Source organism: Bradyrhizobium sp. SZCCHNR1093, from assembly GCF_032381175.1.
Classification (GTDB): Bacteria; Pseudomonadota; Alphaproteobacteria; order Rhizobiales; family Xanthobacteraceae; genus Bradyrhizobium.
Genome location: NZ_JAUHJJ010000008.1, coordinates 163,407 through 180,490, shown reverse-complemented (window position 1 = coordinate 180,490; position 17,084 = coordinate 163,407). Strand labels below are relative to the sequence as shown.

The 17,084-nt window shown below is 64.1% G+C and carries 16 protein-coding genes; 3 read left to right on the top strand and 13 right to left on the bottom strand.

Translation table 11 applies throughout. The annotated features are described in order from the left end of the window. The first annotated feature begins 52 nt into the window (after window positions 1–52). Window positions 53–988, top strand: a complete 936-nt coding sequence (locus tag QX070_RS23925) for a LysR family transcriptional regulator (RefSeq protein WP_315739602.1) — start codon at window positions 53–55, stop codon at window positions 986–988. Window positions 989–1,231: 243 nt separating this feature from the next. Here the strand turns inward: QX070_RS23925 and QX070_RS23920 are convergent, their stop codons facing one another. From QX070_RS23920 to QX070_RS23910, 3 genes are read right to left on the bottom strand one after another with little or no spacing between them, the layout of a single operon-like run. After that, window positions 1,232–2,122: a U32 family peptidase gene (locus QX070_RS23920; RefSeq protein ID WP_315739601.1), complete on the bottom strand. Its 891-nt coding sequence runs from the start codon at window positions 2,120–2,122 to the stop codon at window positions 1,232–1,234. A 36-nt stretch (window positions 2,123–2,158) separates the two neighbouring features. Then, entirely contained in the window at window positions 2,159–3,136 is a 978-nt protein-coding gene (locus tag QX070_RS23915; RefSeq protein ID WP_315739600.1) for a peptidase U32 family protein, read from the bottom strand. Beyond that, window positions 3,127–3,687: an SCP2 domain-containing protein gene (locus QX070_RS23910; protein ID WP_315739599.1), complete on the bottom strand. Its 561-nt coding sequence runs from the start codon at window positions 3,685–3,687 to the stop codon at window positions 3,127–3,129. Before QX070_RS23910 ends, QX070_RS23915 begins: the two co-directional genes overlap by 10 nt. A gap of 101 nt (window positions 3,688–3,788) precedes the next feature. Here QX070_RS23910 and QX070_RS23905 point away from each other — a divergent pair, with 101 nt between their 5' ends. Then, on the top strand, window positions 3,789–5,315 hold the full coding sequence (locus QX070_RS23905) for a UbiD family decarboxylase (protein ID WP_315739598.1): 1,527 nt from the start codon (window positions 3,789–3,791) through the stop codon (window positions 5,313–5,315). Then, on the top strand, window positions 5,312–5,944 hold the full coding sequence (locus QX070_RS23900) for a UbiX family flavin prenyltransferase (protein ID WP_315739597.1): 633 nt from the start codon (window positions 5,312–5,314) through the stop codon (window positions 5,942–5,944). Before QX070_RS23905 ends, QX070_RS23900 begins: the two co-directional genes overlap by 4 nt. A gap of 139 nt (window positions 5,945–6,083) precedes the next feature. Here QX070_RS23900 and QX070_RS23895 read toward each other — a convergent pair whose 3' ends face one another. From QX070_RS23895 to QX070_RS23850, 10 genes are all read right to left on the bottom strand, one after another. After that, window positions 6,084–6,398 (bottom strand): metal-sulfur cluster assembly factor, encoded by a 315-nt coding sequence (locus QX070_RS23895; RefSeq protein WP_315739596.1) that lies wholly within the window; start codon window positions 6,396–6,398, stop codon window positions 6,084–6,086. Continuing rightward, entirely contained in the window at window positions 6,395–6,904 is a 510-nt protein-coding gene (locus QX070_RS23890; protein WP_315739595.1) for a DUF2249 domain-containing protein, read from the bottom strand. The genes QX070_RS23895 and QX070_RS23890 overlap by 4 nt, the downstream gene beginning before the upstream one ends. A gap of 10 nt (window positions 6,905–6,914) precedes the next feature. After that, window positions 6,915–8,306, bottom strand: coding sequence for a hypothetical protein (locus QX070_RS23885; protein ID WP_315739594.1), 1,392 nt, complete (start codon window positions 8,304–8,306; stop codon window positions 6,915–6,917). Window positions 8,307–8,586: 280 nt separating this feature from the next. After that, window positions 8,587–9,192: a DUF2478 domain-containing protein gene (locus tag QX070_RS23880; RefSeq protein WP_315739593.1), complete on the bottom strand. Its 606-nt coding sequence runs from the start codon at window positions 9,190–9,192 to the stop codon at window positions 8,587–8,589. Window positions 9,193–9,237: 45 nt separating this feature from the next. Next, a complete protein-coding gene (locus QX070_RS23875; protein ID WP_315739592.1) occupies window positions 9,238–9,531 on the bottom strand; it encodes a hypothetical protein in 294 nt (97 codons plus the stop codon). A gap of 10 nt (window positions 9,532–9,541) precedes the next feature. After that, the gene (locus QX070_RS23870; protein WP_315739590.1) at window positions 9,542–10,366 is read right to left on the bottom strand and encodes a peptidylprolyl isomerase; all 825 of its coding nucleotides are present in this window, start codon (window positions 10,364–10,366) and stop codon (window positions 9,542–9,544) included. A gap of 3 nt (window positions 10,367–10,369) precedes the next feature. Continuing rightward, entirely contained in the window at window positions 10,370–11,092 is a 723-nt protein-coding gene (gene narI / locus QX070_RS23865) for a respiratory nitrate reductase subunit gamma (RefSeq protein ID WP_315739589.1), read from the bottom strand. 11 nt (window positions 11,093–11,103) lie between these two features. Next, the gene (gene narJ / locus QX070_RS23860) at window positions 11,104–11,814 is read right to left on the bottom strand and encodes a nitrate reductase molybdenum cofactor assembly chaperone (RefSeq protein WP_315739588.1); all 711 of its coding nucleotides are present in this window, start codon (window positions 11,812–11,814) and stop codon (window positions 11,104–11,106) included. Continuing rightward, entirely contained in the window at window positions 11,814–13,334 is a 1,521-nt protein-coding gene (gene narH / locus QX070_RS23855) for a nitrate reductase subunit beta (RefSeq protein ID WP_315739587.1), read from the bottom strand. The genes narJ and narH overlap by 1 nt, the downstream gene beginning before the upstream one ends. Then, complete coding sequence (locus QX070_RS23850) at window positions 13,331–17,083, bottom strand: nitrate reductase subunit alpha (protein WP_315739585.1); 3,753 nt, start codon at window positions 17,081–17,083, stop codon at window positions 13,331–13,333. The genes narH and QX070_RS23850 overlap by 4 nt, the downstream gene beginning before the upstream one ends. Window position 17,084: the final 1 nt, after the last annotated feature.

Here is a 17,084-nt window from a genome sequence, read left to right as displayed (position 1 = left end):
CCATCGGAACGGCCTCTTGTAGCGACCCCGTCGCCATGACTATGTGGACTGAATGTCCACAACAGCCTTGCCTCCCGACCTCTCGCGTCTCCTCGCCTTCGTCCGCGTCGTCGAGGCGGGCTCCTTCGCCGAAGCCGCGCGGCGGGCGGGGACGACCACCTCGGCGATGTCCAAGGCGGTCGCCCGCCTCGAACAGGCTCGCGGAATACGGCTTTTGCACCGCACCACCCATTCGCTGGCACTGACCGAAGAGGGCGGGCGGCTGATGGCGGCGGGACGCGCGCTGGCCGAAAGTCTCGATCGCGTCCAATCCGCGCTCGGCGAAGCCGCGCGTAACGATGGCGGACGGGTGCGAGTGACCGCCCCCGCCTCGTTCGCGCGTGCCTGCATCCTGCCGCGACTGCCTGCGTTCCTGCGGGAGCGGCCGGAAATCGAGATCGAGATCAAATTCCGCAACGAGATTCTTGATCTCGCAGCGGAAGGCGTCGACATCGCCATCCGCTCAGGACCCCTCGATCGCGCGCCCGGTCATCTGGCGCGGCGGCTTTGCACGTTCTCCTGGATCGCTTGCGCCTCGCCCGCCTATCTGAACGCGCGCGGCGCGCCGGCGACTCCATACGAGCTGTCCGAACATGACCACGTCGGCTTCCGCAATCCCGCGAGCGGGCAGATCCTGACCTGGCGCTTCACCGACCCGCGCGGCAAGAAACTCGTTCGCGTCGCGCCCAAGCCCAAGCACATTTGCGACGACGCGCACGCTTCGGTCGCTTTGATCGCGAATGGGTTCGGCATTGGCTGGGGCCCGGCATGGCTCGTCCACGACGACTTGCGCACAGGTCGGCTCGTCGAAGTGCTCGAGCCGTGGCGCGCGCCGGCGGAGCCCCTATGGATGCTGCGCACCTCGGACCGCCGGCCGCCCCTGCGCACGCAGCGCGTCATGGCGTTCCTCGCTGCGCTTCCCGCCGCGTTCAGTGACAAATCGGGATGAGGCGTCGGCCGTCAGCTGGGCTTTGCGGTCGGCGCGTAGGACGCCAGCCGGCTTGGGAGGGGAAATCGGGGACAGACCACGATTTCCCCGGCTTCCTGGGCTTCCGCCTGGGCGCGGTCAGCAATCTGCAGCATGCCGGCACGAACGGGCTGCGCGCCGTCGCTCAACGTCGTCCATCCGTGGTCAGTCAACATGCAGACTGGGCACATCTGAGTTCACCTCGACAGAAGGACACGGCAGTACCTACCCCGAGACGTAGGAGGCACCGGGGGCGCCGTGCAAGAAGCCGTTGGCGAATGGAACGTCCGGATAGATCTCGCGCAAGCGGTCCCTGGCTGCCTCAGCTTCCACGCGGCCCGCCAGGACCGCCTGGAATTGCTCGGACACCGCGACCATGTCGCAGGTCTGAGGTGACAGCCGCAGCGATCTCACGCCGCTCTGCGTCAGACGATCGAGATCGCCGAGCAGGTTGCAGCAACCATGCGACAACGTCTGCACGCCATTCATGGTGAGGAACGCTTCATTGTCCAGCGTCGTCACGACGAGGCCGTCCGGATCCTGCTCGCACACGAAGCGGCAATTGTCCTTGGCGAGCTTGTGCAGGCGGGCGTGATAGCAGCGCGCGGAGATCGCGAGCGGCACACGGCCGAAGGCGAACACTTCGATCGCCACCTGCGGCACGGCGCCGGCGATCGCGGCAACCGAGGACAGTGGCAGCTCCGGCGGGAGGCAGATCCGGGTAGCGCCCTGGGCGGCATGAAACGCGGCGCTGGCCTCGTTGTAGATGTTGACGAATGGCCCGATGGCATGCGGCCGACCGGCGATCGATTTGAGGCAGGTGAGGTCGTTGACCTCCACCAGACCGTGGCCGAACTCGGCGAGGCTTGCCGTCTGCCGGCGCTCGCGTCGCAACGACACCAGGACCAGCGAACCCAGCAGCACCTGCTTGCCGGCAGCCATAAGCCGCTCGATGACTTCAGGCAAATGGGGTTCGAAGAACGGCGCGCGCTTAGAGCAGACGACCTCGCCGACCACGACGCGGTCGAGCGGGGCCTCGTCGGCCATGCGAAAGTAAAAATCACGCCAGCGCTCGGGCTGCCAATTGTAGAGCACGGGCCCCAGAGTGAGCTGCATTCGGCCTGCGCCTTGTTCCGCCATTGTCATGTCGTCCTAGCGCCAGGTCTTGCGGTAGGCGCCCTGCGTGGTGGCCTGCCCTTCGGTGAACGCCGTGAGGTCGGACGCGTCGGCGGACCGGCCGGCATCGAGCGCTGCCAGCACGCTGCGGAAATGCCGCACGACCCCGTCGACATAGGCGCGGCCGCGCTGGCGGCCCTCGATCTTGAGCGCGGTGACGCCGGCTTCGCGCAAGCCTGCGAGCAGGGTCGTGGCATCGAGGCTGACCGGATCCTCAAAGATGTAGCCAGAACCCTGTGCGGTCGAGAAACGCCCCTTGCACAGCGTTGGATAGCCGGCAGGTTCGTTGCGTCCGAAACGGTTGATTGTGAAAGCGCCAAGCCGCGAGGTCGTGCCCAGTATCGTCTCCTGATAGACGACATGACTGGCCGGCGAGCATACCCCCTGCATGTTCGGCGACTTGCCGGTGGCGTAGGAGGACAGCGAGCAACGCCCCTCGGCCATAACGCATAGTCCGCCAAACACGAACACTTCGGTCTCGCATGCCGTCTCACGGGTGATATCGGCGATCTCGGGCACGCTCAGCACGCGCGGCAGCACCACGCGGCGGGCGCCGAAATTCTCAACATAGAACGCAATCGCGTCGACATTCGCCGCCGCCGCCTGCACCGAGACATGCAGTCGCTGTTCGGGATGGCGCCGCGCGACATAGTGCATCAGCCCGACATCGGCAAGGATCAGCGCGTCGGCCCCGGCCTCGACGGCATCGTCGACCGCGCGACGCCACAGCTCGACGGCGCCGGCCCGCGGGAAGGTGTTGATCGCAACCAGCACCTTGGCGCCGCGCCGATGCGCGAACGTTACTCCTTCGCGCATCTGCTCGCGGCTGAAATTCAGCCCGGGAAAGTTGCGGGCATTGGTCTCGTCGGCGAAGCCGCAATAGACGGCATCGGCACCGGCTTCGACCGCGCTCTTCAGCGCCGCCGGCGTCCCTGCCGGACAGATCAGCTCCATGGTCGCATCCCGCTTTCGTTCGTCGTTGATCTCAGCAGCGAGTCACGCGCGGCCGCGAGCAGGCGTTGCGCGGGCACGCCGAACGGCCCCGAAAGCGCTGCGATCTCGCCGACCAGATCCAGACCGGCATCGTCGATCGCATTGCGGAGCGCGAGCACCGCCTCGATATCGCCTTCGATGACGAGCTGACGCGAAAACATCAGCGCATCGCCGTCGAGCCGGCCCTCGACCAGCGCCAACAGGCTCACGATCGACGCGGAGATGGACGCATCGAGGCCGGTGGGCAACTCGCGCACCGCCGCGAGTTGCGGCTGCTGTGGGCCCGCCTGAATCACGAAAGCGAACGGCAGATCGGTCGGCTTGATGCCAAAGCGCTTTCCGCGATGCGACCCGAGCCGGTCGAGAAGATGCGGATGCCGGCGCAAAAGCCCACGCAGGAAAGCGCCGAGCGCGATCTGCAGGGGCAGCAATGGCAACGGACGCAGCATCTGCCTGAGCAGTGGCGGCAACAGGGGCAGTGAGGTCGAAGGCGCGTCCTGAAGAGAGCTCATGGCACAAGCTCTGGCCGGATCGGCGGGGGAAGTATTTGACCCGGAACAAAGATCACACTGATTGTTCCAGCTACGAGGCGTTTTTTGAACGGAGCCTATCGTTGCGACGTGATGTCCCTCGCTTCCGCGAGCTGTCGGATTTCCTGCGCTTTCTCGACGAGCGGGGACAGCTGCGACGCATTCGCGACAGCGTCTCGGTCGTCCACGAGATCACCGAGATCCATCGCCGCGTCATCTCCGCCGAAGGGCCCGTGCTGCTGTTCGAACGACCGATCAAGGCATGCGGATCGCTCTCGGCAATGCCGCTCGTCACCAATCTGTTCGGCACCGTGGAGCGAGTGGCCTGGGGCATGGGCGTGCAGCCGGAACGATTGGCGGAGCTCGGCGAGATGATGGCGGAGTTGCGCGCCCCCCAGCCGCCGCGCGACATCAGGGAAGCGCTGCAGAAGCTGCCGCTGGCACGCGCAGCACTGTCGACCCGGCCGAGGCTGCGATCAGCCGCGCCGGTGCATGAATGTGTCACGATGGGCGATGACATCGACCTGACCACCTTGCCGGCCCAGATCTGCTGGCCGGGCGAGCCAGCGCCGCTGTTGACGTGGCCGCTCGTCATCACCGTGCCGCCGGACGCGTCCGCCGGCGAGCAGGAAAATGTCGGCGTCTACCGCATGCAGGTGCTCGGCCGCGATCGCGCCATCATGCGCTGGCTCGCCCATCGCGGCGGCGCCCGCCACCACCAGCAGTGGCAGGCGCAGGGGCGCGACATGCCGATTGCGATCGTGATCGGGGCCGATCCCGCCACCATCCTCAGCGCCGTGTTGCCGTTGCCCGAGACCATCTCCGAGCTGCGCTTCGCCGGCATCCTGCGCGGCGACCGTCCCGAGCTGGTCGAATGCCTCACCGTGCCCCTGACGGTGCCGGCGGCAGCCGAGATCGTGATCGAGGGCATCGTGTCGGCCACGGAGACCGCGCCGGAGGGGCCCTATGGCGATCACACCGGCTACTACAACGCCGTCGAGAGCTTTCCGGTGCTTCAGGTCACCGCGATCACCACGCGTCGCAGCCCGCTCTATCTGTCGACGTTCACGGGACGCGCGCCGGACGAGCCGTCTCGAATTGGCGAGGCGCTGAACACGCTGTTCGTCCCCTTGATCCGACGACAATTCCCGGAGGTCGTCGACTGCTATCTGCCGCCGGAGGCCTGCTCCTACAGGATCGCCGTAGTAGCGATCGAGAAGCGCTATCCGGGCCAGGCCCGCCGCATCATGCTCGGCCTGTGGTCGATGCTGCCGCAGTTCAGCTACACCAAGCTCCTCATCGTGGTCGACCACGACATCGACGTCCGCGACTGGCGCGCGGTGATGTGGGCCGTCGCAACGCGCTGCGACTCCTCGCGCGACCTGCTGCCGCTTGCCAACACGCCGATCGACTACCTCGACTTCGCCTCGCCAAAATCCGGCCTCGGCGGGAAGCTCGGCATCGACGCCACAACCAAGCTCGGGGTCGAGACCGAACGCGCCTGGGGCGAGGTGCTGGCGATGGACCCCGCTGTAGCCGCGCGCATCGACGCGATGTGGCCGAGCCTCGGCCTCGGCGATGCCATAGCCGACCGAACGGCCTCGGCATGAACGGGCGGCATCACGTCATCGTCGGCATCAGCGGCGCCTCGGGCGCCGCGATCGGTGCGCGCATCGTCGAACGGCTCGCGGAGCAGCCGCAATGCGCGGTCCATCTCGTGGTGTCTGACGCTGCCGTGCGCACCTTGCACGAGGAGCTCGGCCAGGGCGGCCTGGCGCGGCTGCGCGATCTGGCGGCGCATGCTCATGATGTCGCCGACATCGGCGCGAGCATCGCCAGCGGCTCGTTTTCTGCAGCCGGCATGATCGTGGCGCCCTGCTCGATCCGCACCCTCTCGGCGATCGCCTGGGGCCAGCTCGACAACCTGCTGGTCCGCGCCGCCGACGTTCAACTCAAGGAGCGCCGCCGGCTGATACTCCTGGTGCGGGAGAGCCCGCTGCATCTCGGTCATCTCCGAGCGATGACGCAGGCCACCGAGATCGGCGCGATCATCGCGCCGCCAATGCCGGCGTTCTACCTGAAGCCCCAGTCGCTCGATGACGTCATCGAGCAGATCGCCTGTCGCGCGATCAACCTGCTCGGCGTCCCCGGGCTCCACGCCAACGCGCGGGAGTGGCTTCCGGACCGGACGACCGAAGCAGGCAATCTTGTTGAGATGGCGAAGCAAGACAGACGATAGGATTTGAAGACAGAACACGACAGACGCACTCGGGCGATGGGCCGAAGGCGTCCACGACGGTTGACGTGTTCTTCGACGAGCGGGCGTAACGACGCCGCCTCTCCGGCCGAGCCGCTGCCAGCTTTTCGCTTTCGTTCGGTCAATTGACGTTGTCGAAACCCAGCGCAGCACGAACGGCCGGATCAATTCTGGATGGGGTCCAAGGCGGATCGAATGTCATCGTCACGTCCACGGCTTCGACGTCCGCAATCTCCGCAATGCTGCTTGCGACCCCTTCCTTGAGAAAACCTGTTGCGGGGCACCCGGGCGTTGTGGCCGTCATCGTGACATGCACGACACCATCCGTCGCCGTGATCTCATAGATGAAGCCGAGATCGACCACGTTTTCCCCCAGCTCCGGATCGATGACAACGCGCATTGCGTCGCGGATGCGGTCGATGACGTCGCGGCTCATAGCGGAGCCCTCACCGACAGTTCGTAGGTCGATCCATCCGGCGTAAACCCGCCGAGCCAGCGAAAGCCACGCTTCTCAAGTTCAGGGAACAGGAAGACCGGCTCGCGGCCCAGAAGTGCCGACAAGGTCTCTCCAGGGCCCAACTCCTCCGCGGCCGCAAGGATGCGCACCATCGGCTCGGGTGGGTCGAGCTCTCGGTTGTCGAGCGTGACTACGGGATCTGGCCATCGCTCGAATGCGAGGCTGGCACCAGCGTCTTCCTGACCGGCGACCTCGGCAGCCAACGGCGAAAACAGCACTTCCCAGTCGCCATCGTCGAGCGGTCGATCGGTGTGGGCGAAGCCCTTTCCTGCCATGACGGAGAGCAGCGGAACCGGCCTGAAGCTCGCGATCAGCCGCACACCCTGGCCTGGCGCCAGCCGGCCGACCGCGTCCATGATGATGGAGAACGGTTCGCCTCCGGCCCTGAGAATCGGTCGGACGTCGACGTCAATGTACGCGGTCATGGCTCTCCTCCTAGTTTCTGGCGAACAACAGGCTTGGCGCGATGGCTCCGGCCGGAAGCCTCCGGGAGCCCGCAACATCGGAAAGACGTCGGACTCGCACAAGCTCGTGTATGATTCCAAGACTGCCCACGGCCATGACCGCCGCGGCGCCGCGAAACGCCTGGCCCTCGCCCATCATCAACATGATGGTCGCCGCCCATACGCCTAGAAAATAGATGATGAACCACTTCTCGGACCGACGTTCCACCGCCAGGTCCTGAACCCGTGGCGTCGGGGCGCGCCCCATCACGGGACCGTAGGTTTCGAGCCAGGTCAGAAAGGCGATAATCTTGTAGAGCTTCGCGAATATGAGACCAGACAGCCAGCCGAACACGGCCAAGAACGCGAACGCGCCGACATGAACGCCGACCTTTCCGGTGACGATGATGACGGTGCCGAGCGTCACCGTCGCCGCCAAATTGGCGAAAGACACGGTTGCCATCCGCATGTTCAGCTCGAGCTGGCGCCGTTTGCGGGAGCGATAGATCGTCGCGATGTCCCATCCATAGAGCGCAAGCGAGATCACCCCAAGAACGGCGGCGAGGATGAGCACGGCTCCGAGCTCGGCCCCGAGGCCGATTGCGAACAATCCGCCGACGACTGCCACCGATAGCGCGAGCGCACCGAATTTCAGCGCGGATGTGCTCTGTCGCTCGCCGAGGTCCGCCGAGAGCATGAACATGGCCAGCAGGCGATAGCTCACCCCCATGGCGGTCAGGGTCAGCCAGCCTCCCAGCCCGGCAATCGCATGGATCGGAATCGCCGCGGCCAGGAGCGCGTCGCCGAAGGCGCCCGCCGATCCGGCGAGAGCAAACGCGAACGCGGCGCCGAGCGCGACAGTTGCGCATAATGCGCCAAGTCCGGCGATGACAAAGAGAGCAGATCCCTTCGGCTGGCTGACGAGAGTCAGGCCCAGATCGAGCGCGACCATCGCCAGACCCGCGCCGAGCACCACGCTGCCGGCCGGCAGAAGCCAAACGGCTGGAGCAATTCGCCCGGCCAGTGAGAGGAAGCCCAATATCAAGCAGACCAGACCGACGTTGATGAGGAACAAGGCCGGCAAGGCCCATTTGTCGAAGAGGAGCGGCCTTGCGACGAAAACGGGAACGAACTGGAACAAGGCGCCGCATACCGAGAGACTGAGCCAACCGATACAGACCGCATGCACAACGACAAGCGTATCGGGAGCGCCGAGCTCTGCGGCGGGGTAACCGAGTCCGCCGATCAGCATTGCCAAGGCAACGAGCAGCCACCCCAGCGCTGCCGCGAAATAGCTCATCGTCCAGCGCGAGATTTTCGCCCCAATCATGAGCGGCTCCAGTTCTTGATCGCGGACGCAGCACTCGCGACGACGATGCGCCATTCGGCAGTTGCCGTCGCCCGGAGGAACGCAGCCAAGGGGACGCGAACGTTGAGCTTGCGCCATACAATCCCCGGCGATCGGAAAGATGCTAAACTGGCCCGACCGGCCATTCTTTGTCGGAGCGCAACATTCTGCGTCATCAGCGTCGTGATGACCACTCCAGCTCGACCGGCGGACTCCCTGTCGCGTCGAGGAACATCCATGTCAGCCGGCAGACATCTTCGGGGGTCTGGCTTGGCAGTTCTGTGTCCCCCGCCCCCTCGATTGCTCGCAATCGCAATCAGCGCAGCTGGCTGGTTGAGTCTATAGTTCGATCCTGCCGAACACTTTCCAGCCACCGCTCCACGTCTCCGCGGGCTTCGAGCTCAACCCCCATATCTCCGGCGAAACCTCTCCAGGCATCGATATTGCTGCGCGGCACGCCGACAATCGTCGGTATCGCAAGGTCCAACGCGCGGGCAATCAGATCAAGCGTTCCGCCTCCCCCGCACTCTGCCTTACCAAATTTGTTCAACACCAGGATGTTTGGACGCGCATCCAGGCTGGCGAGGACTCGAACTGTCACCTCTGCAAGTGCCGATTCATCCAGCCGGCAACCTTTCGCTCCCGATCCACGATCCTCGAAGATCGGGGTTTGATTTGCCGTGTCGATCTCCTCGAGCAGGACGTCGCACCTGCGATTTTCGTCGAGGAACAGCCTTCGCTGCAGTGCGCCGGCGACCTTCAATCGCGCTCGACGCGAGTGATCCACGAGGTGATCGAACGTCTCGTAGGGATACTTCCCGTCGTCGTATACGAGCGCCACGAGCGGCGCGGCCGCAACGCCGACTTTCTCTACCATCTCATCGTGCATGCGAATCCCAACATCAACTTGACGCTTCGACATTTTTAGCCCGCCCCTCCAGCACGGATAGCCTGCGGTGGATCCGTTCTAGGAGTGATCGATTTCATCCCTCTGCAGCGACCACTTGATCATGGAGGTCAGACAGACGATCGCGGGGTCGGCGGCGCGGTCGATAGCGCTCATCAACCCGAGCCAATCCTCATTCTCTGCGAGATTTGCAAAGCGCCGGACAGCAGCCGACGCATACTCACCGACTTCCTCGCCGAGGCGATCCGCGACAGAGCTGATGCGCACCAGGAGCGTGAGGTCGCCGCACCCCTGCAACACCGCACTCGACTTCGCGTCGTCACTGAGATCGTGAATGAGATCCCCGAGCAGCATGATCGCCCCCCTACTGCGGCAGTACCGATTGCGGCGCCGGCAACGTCACGCCAACGATCTCGGCGCGGCCTGCCAGATTGGCTACATATTGCGCGAGCGCCTGATGCCGCACACGCTCGGTGAGATATTGCGAAATGCGCGCCCTTGCCATGTCGAACGGCAGGACTTGTCCGAGGGCCCGTCGGTCGAGGCGCACGACATGGATACCAAAGCGTGTCTCAATCAGACCGACCTCTCCAACCGACATCCGGGCCAGCGCGGCGTCGAACTCTGCGGTCGTCTGCCCACGCGACAGCTGCCCGAGCCTGCCACCATTCTCCGCCGAGACCCTGCAATCGGAGCGATCGCGCGCGATGGTCTCGAACAGTTCCGGGCTTCTCTGCACGGCCTCCACGATCGTCCGCCCCTCGTCTCGCGCAGCCGACCGAGCCAGCGAATCGCTGCTCGGCGCGATCAGCAGGATGTGAGACGCTTCGTAGAGTTCTCCGACCAGGAACCGCTGCCTGTTCTGATCGTAGAAGCGACGGCACGTCGATTCGTCCGGCTCGTGTATCAGAACCTCACGCGCGATCAGCGCCCGCATCGCCGCCTCTTCCTCGGTTTCGCTGCGACCTTCGGCATCGCGCAGGGGAGCGGCCGTTATGCCGAGCCGCATGACCTCCTGTCTCAGCAATTCGCGCACCGCAAGCGCGCGCGCCGCCGCTTGCCAGGCGAGGATCGGCTTGTCCGACGGATGGTTCTGAACTTCCCGGGCAATGACGTCGCGTTCGATCACGACCCCGTTCACACTGACCGGCTTCGGCTTTGGAAGCGCCGCGCCCAATGAACAGTCCATCGGCTACTCCGCGGGCTGAATTGGTTGCACAAGATGACGGCGCCCGTCGCGGCTGCGCACCACCTGATAGCCGCGGCGGCCGAGATACCACACCGGCGCACTCCAGATGTGGACCAGGCGGGTGAAGGGGAAGAGCAGGAAGATAGTCATTCCCAGGACCAGATGCGCCTTGAAGATCGGATGGACGTCGACAATGTTGGCGGCGATTCCGGGCTGCAACGTGAGAATGCCCTGCGCCCAGGCCATGAACTTGACCATCTCATGACCATCGAGATGACCGAGCGACACAGGGATGGTCGCCAAGCCAAGCAGCAGCTGGAAGAACAGCACCAGAAGGATACCCGTGTCAGCAAAAGACGACGTCGCGCGAATCCTGGGATCGAAAAGCCTGCGATGCGCGAGGAGCGAAATACCGACCAGGCACATCAGTCCGGCGCCGCCACCGGCGACGATCGCGAGCATCTGCTTGAAGCCGTGGGACACGCCGAGCATGTCAAACACCCAGATCGGCGTCAGCAGCCCGACGAAATGACCCGCAAAAATGAAGAGGATCCCAACATGGAAAAGGTTCGAGCCCCAGATCAATTGGCGCCGCCGAAGCAGCTGACTTGAGCCTGAGCGCCACGTGTATTGCTCGCGGTCGAATCGAATCAGACTGCCGACCAGAAAGACTGTCAGACAGAGATAGGGATACCAGCCGAAGACGATGGCATTGAGCGTTTGCATGGCCAATCCCCTCATTGCAACTGTGACGGCGGCGCGTTGACCGCACGTTTGGCGTGGCGCAGTTTTGCGATCAGATTGTCGTGCCCACAGGCTGCCTGGTCGCCCCCTCCCGGGCCAAACCTGACCTCTTCATCCTCCCAGGCCGCGTCGAGCGCGTGCAGGTCCATCGGATCCACGTCCGCCGCCTTCAGCAGCTCATCGACGATCTCCGCGCGGGGCTGCTCCGCGGCGATCTGGAGCAGCGCATCGAACACCGCCCTATAGCTCGACTGCCGACGCCCCAATCGTTCCGCGAGCGCGGCGATGATGTGACTGGTCTGGCCGAGCAACTCGCGCGCGTCCGTAAGCTCCCGGGTGGCGAGGTATTCGAGGAACAACGGCAGATAATCCGGCAGCTCGTTGCCGGCGATGACGAGGTTCGCACGGTCATACATGGCCCGCAGGTCGACCATGGCCTGGCCGCGGTCGCGGCCTTCGCCATGGACGTGCTCGAACAGATGCAGCGCCAGCGTCTTGCTGCGGTCGAACAGCAGGCCGTAGCGCTCCTGCAGGTCGTAGACGTCGCCCGTGGCGATCTCCTGCAGCAGCACATCGAGCTCCCGGCGAATGCCAGGCCGGACGAGGCCTTCCTGGTCGAGCACCCGCGCGAGCTCCGGGATGGCCGCGATCAATTCCCCGCTCGGATAGTTCAGCAATGCCGACAGCACCTTGAACGTCTTCATCAGGCGACCTCCATCGGGTTCTTGGCCTTACGCGGCGATCCGAACAGGTTGACTTCGCTTTCGCCCCCGGAGCAGCCGTTGCCGAACGAGAAGCCGCAGGAGCCGCGGATATCAAATGCGTCGGCACCGAGCTCGCGGTGCGCGGTCGGGATCACGAAGCGGTCCTCGTAGTTGGCGATCGCCATGATGTGGTACATGTCGTCGATCTGCGGGCCGCTCAGGCCGACGCGCCTCGCGATCGCCTCGTCGACCACGCCATCGATGGTCTTGGCCCGCATATAGGCACGCATGGCCAGCATTCGCTCGAGCGCCAGCGTCATCGGCTTCTCGTCGCCCGCAGTCAGCAGATTGGCGAGGTACCGCATCGGAATGCGCAAGGATTTGACGTCGGGCATCTCGCCATCGTGCCCGATCTTGCCAGACGAGGCCGCCGACGTGATCGGCGACAGCGGCGGCACATACCAGACCATCGGCAGGGTCCGATATTCCGGGTGCAAGGGGAAGGCGACCTTCCATTCCATCGCCATCTTCCAGATCGGCGACCGTATCGCCGCCTCCAGCCATGCATGAGGGATGCCCTGGCGCTCGGCTTCCGCAAGCACGTTCGGATCGTTCGGATCGAGAAAGATGTCGAGCTGGGCCTGGTAGAGATCGCCCTCGTCGGGCTTGGCCGCGGCCTCTGCGATGCGGTCCGCGTCATACAGCACGACACCGAGATAGCGAATGCGCCCGACACAGGTCTCGGAGCACACGGTCGGCTGCCCCGCCTCGATCCGAGGATAGCAGAAGATGCACTTCTCCGATTTTCCCGAGGACCAGTTATAATAGATCTTCTTGTATGGACAGCCGGAGACGCACATTCTCCAGCCGCGGCACTTGTCCTGATCGATGAGAACGATGCCGTCCTCCTCGCGCTTGTAGATCGCGCCGGACGGGCAGGATGCGACGCATGCCGGATTGAGGCAATGCTCGCACAGCCGCGGCAGATACATCATGAAGGTGTTCTCGAACTGGCCGTAGATCTCCTTCTGCACGCCGTCGAAATTGATGTCCTGAGAGCGCTTGGCGAATTCGCCGCCCAGGATCTCTTCCCAATTGGGTCCCCACTCGATCTTTTCCATCCGCTCTCCAGACACCAGCGAGCGCGGCCGTGCCGTCGGCATCGCAGATGCCTCGGGCGCACTTTGCAGGTGCTGATAGTCGAAGGTGAACGGCTCGTAGTAGTCATCGATCTCGGGGAGGTCGGGATTGGCGAAGATATTCGCCAGAACCCGCCACTTGCCCCCGATCCGCGGCTGGATCGACCCGTCGCGATTGCGCGACCAGCCTCCCTTCCAGCGGGACTGGTTCTCCCAATCCTTGGGATAGCCAACGCCCGGTTTGGTCTCGACGTTGTTGAACCAGGCGTATTCCATCCCCTCGCGGCTGGTCCAGACGTTCTTGCAGGTCACGCTGCAGGTGTGGCAGCCGATGCACTTGTCGAGATTGAGCACCATTGCGATCTGAGCACGGATCTTCATTCTGCAGCCTCCGAAGGGGTCGTGGCCGACCGGTCAGCAGTCGGCTGGTCCAGCCAATCAATCTTCGACATCTTCCGGACGATGACGAACTCGTCGCGGTTGGCGCCGACCGTGCCGTAGTAGTTGAAGCCATAGGCCTGCTGAGCGTAGCCCCCGATCATGTGCGTCGGCTTCGGAACGACCCGCGTCACCGAATTGTGGATGCCGCCGCGCTGCCCCGTCTGCTCGGAGCCCGGCACGTTCACGATCTTCTCCTGAGCATGATACATCATGCACATGCCCTGCTTGACCCGCTGCGAGACCACGGCGCGCGCAACCAGCGCGCCATTGGTGTTGTAGGCCTCGATCCAGTCATTGTCGGCGATACCGGCAGCCTTTGCGTCGATCTCGCTGATCCACACGATGGGACCGCCGCGCGACAGGGTCAGCATCAGGAGATTGTCGGTATAGGTGGAGTGGATGCCCCACTTCTGATGGGGCGTAATGAAGTTCAGGATAACGGACGCATTGCCATTCGGCTTGCGATCGATCACCGGCTTGACGGTCTTGGTATCGATCGGCGGCCGGTAGACGCAGAAGCCCTCGCCGAAGGCCCTCATCCATAGGTGATCCTGATAGAGCTGCTGCCTGCCGGTCAGCGTCCGCCACGGGATCAGCTCGTGGACATTGGTGTAGCCGGCGTTGTAGCAGACCTTCTCCGACTCGAGCCCCGACCAGATCGGCGACGAGATGATCTTGCGCGGCTGCGCCACCACGTCGCGGAATCGGATCTTCTCGTCCTCCTTCGGAATGGCGAGATGAGCATGGTCGCGGCCAGTGAATTGCTCCAGGGACGACCACGCCTTGACCGCAACCTCACCATTGGTTTCCGGCGCCAGGCTGAGGATCACCTCGCAAGCGTCGACCGCACTGTCGATGCGAGCCAGCCCCTGGGTCGGCCCGTCGTCAGCGACGACGCCGTTGAGGCGCTTCAGGAGCTCGACCTCATGGTCGGTGTTCCAGGCCATCCCCTTGCCGCCATTGCCGAGCTTGTTCATCAACGGTCCAAGCGAGGTGAAGCGCTTGTAGAGATTCGGATAGTCACGTTCGACCACCGTGACCGCCGGCATGGTCTTGCCGGGGATCGGATCGATCTCACCCTGCTTCCAGTCCTTGACGTCGAACGCCTGCGCGATTTCGCCCGGACTGTCATGCATGATCGGGGTCAGCACGACGTCCTTCTCGACCCCGAGCACTTCGGGCGCGACCCTGGAGAAGGCCTCGGCGATCCCCTTGTAGATGTCCCAATCGCTGCGCGATTCCCATACCGGATCGATCGCCGCCGAGAGGGGATGGATGAAGGGATGCATGTCGGACGTATTGAGGTCGTTCTTCTCGTACCAAGTGGCCGTCGGCAGCACGACGTCCGAATACATGCACGTGGTCGACATCCGGAAGTCGAGCGTGACCAGCAGATCGAGCTTTCCTTCCGGGGCCTCTTCGTGCCAAGTGACCTCGACCGGTCTATTGTGGCCCTGGTCGCCAAGATCCTTGCCGATCACGCCATGCTTGGTGCCGAGCAGATGCTTGAGGAAATATTCGTGACCCTTGCCTGAGGCGCCGAGCAGGTTGGAGCGCCAGACGAACAGGTTGCGGGGCCAGTTCTTCGGATGATCGGGATCCTCGCAGGAGAGCTTCAGCTCGCCCGACTTCAAGGCCTTAGCGACGTAGTCCTTCGGCTCCAGGCCGGCGGCGGCGGAGCGCTTCGATACCTCGATCGGATTGGCCTGCAGTTGCGGCGCGGACGGCAGCCATCCCATGCGCTCCGCGCGGACATTGTAGTCGATCAGCGCTCCGTCCCAAGAACCGGCCGGTGCGGTCGGTGAGAGAATCTCGCTGACATTGACCGTCTCGTAGCGCCATTGGTCGGTGTGAGCGTAAAACGCCGAGGTCGAATTCATCTGCCTCGGCGGGCGCCCCCAATCGAGCGCAAAGGCGAGCGGCGTCCAGCCCGACTGCGGCCGCAGCTTCTCCTGACCCACATAATGCGACCAGCCACCGCCGGACTGGCCGACGCAGCCGCACATCACCAGCATGTTGATGATGCCGCGATAGTTCATGTCCATGTGGTACCAGTGGTTCAGACCGGCCCCGACGATGACCATCGAGCGCCCCCGGGTCTTAGACGCATTCGAGGCAAACTCGCGCGCAACCGCGATGATCTGGCCGCGCGGCACGCCACAGATCGCCTCGGCCCATGCCGGAGTGTACGGCTCCAGATCGTCGTAGCTCCTGCCGAGATGGTCGCCGCCGAAGCCGCGATCGACGCCATAATTGGCGGCGAACAAATCGAACACAGTGGCCACGACCGCCTCGCCATCGGCAAGACGAAGTCGCTTCACCGGCACGTTGCGGGTCAGCACATCCGGATGATTGGTGCCGCTGAAGTGATCGTGCTGACGGTTGCCGAAATAGGGGAATCCCACCGGCGCGATGTCGTCCTCGATGCCGGCCAGAGACAGCCGCAGCCGGGTGTCGTTGTTCGCCGAGCTCTTCTCTTCCAGGCTCCACTTGCCTTTTTCGCCCCAGCGGAAGCCGACCGATCCCTTGGGCACGACAATGGCCCCGCTGATCTCATCATAGGCGACGGTCTTCCATTCGGGATTGTTGGCCTCGTCGAGCGATGTGGCGAAATCCGAGGCGCGCACGAACCGCTCAGGAACGAGCCGTCCCTCGGATTTCACCAGCCGCACCAGAAATGGCATATCCGTATACTGGCGCACATAGTCGTTGAAGTATGGCGTCTGCCGGTCGATGTGAAACTCCTTGAGGATCACGTGACCCATCGCCATCGCGAGCGCCGCGTCGGTGCCCTGCTTCGGCGACAGCCAGAGATCGGCGAATTTCGCGGCCTCGGAATAATCCGGGCAGACAACGACGCTTTTGGCCCCCTTGTAACGAACCTCAGTATAGAAGTGCGCATCCGGCGTACGCGTCTGTGGCACGTTGGAGCCCCACAGCATCAGGAAGCCTGAATTGTACCAGTCCGCGCTTTCAGGTACGTCGGTCTGCTCGCCCCAGGTCTGTGGCGAGGCCGGCGGCAGGTCGCAATACCAATCGTAGAACGACATGCAGACGCCGCCGAGCAGCGACAGATAGCGCGCACCGGCCGCGTAGCTCACCATGGACATCGCCGGGATCGGCGAAAATCCGAACACGCGGTCCGGACCATGGGCTCTGACCGTATAGGCATTGGCTGCCGCGATCAGCTCATTGACCTCGGCCCAACTCGCCCGCACGAAGCCGCCCAGTCCGCGCTTCTGCACATAGTCCGAGCGCTTGCCCGGATTCTCGACGATCGACTTCCAGGCTGCGACCGGCGTCATCCGCGCTCGCGCCTCGCGCCACAGCCTGAGCAGCCGCGAGCGCACCAGCGGATATTTCACCCGGTTTCCGGAATAGAGGTACCAGCTGTAGCTCGCGCCGCGGGCGCAGCCGCGCGGCTCATGATTGGGAAGATCAGGGCGCGTCCGGGGGTAGTCGGTCTGCTGGGTCTCCCAGGTGACGATGCCGCCCTTGACGTAGACCTTCCACGAGCAGGAGCCGGTGCAGTTCACGCCATGCGTCGAGCGCACGATCTTGTCGTGCTGCCAGCGCTTGCGATAGCCCTCCTCCCAGGAACGGTCCTCGGTCGTCGTCACGCCGTGTCCGCCTGCGAACTCCTCCTTGGCCCGGGTAAAGAAGGTCAGCCTATCGAGAAAATGGCTCATC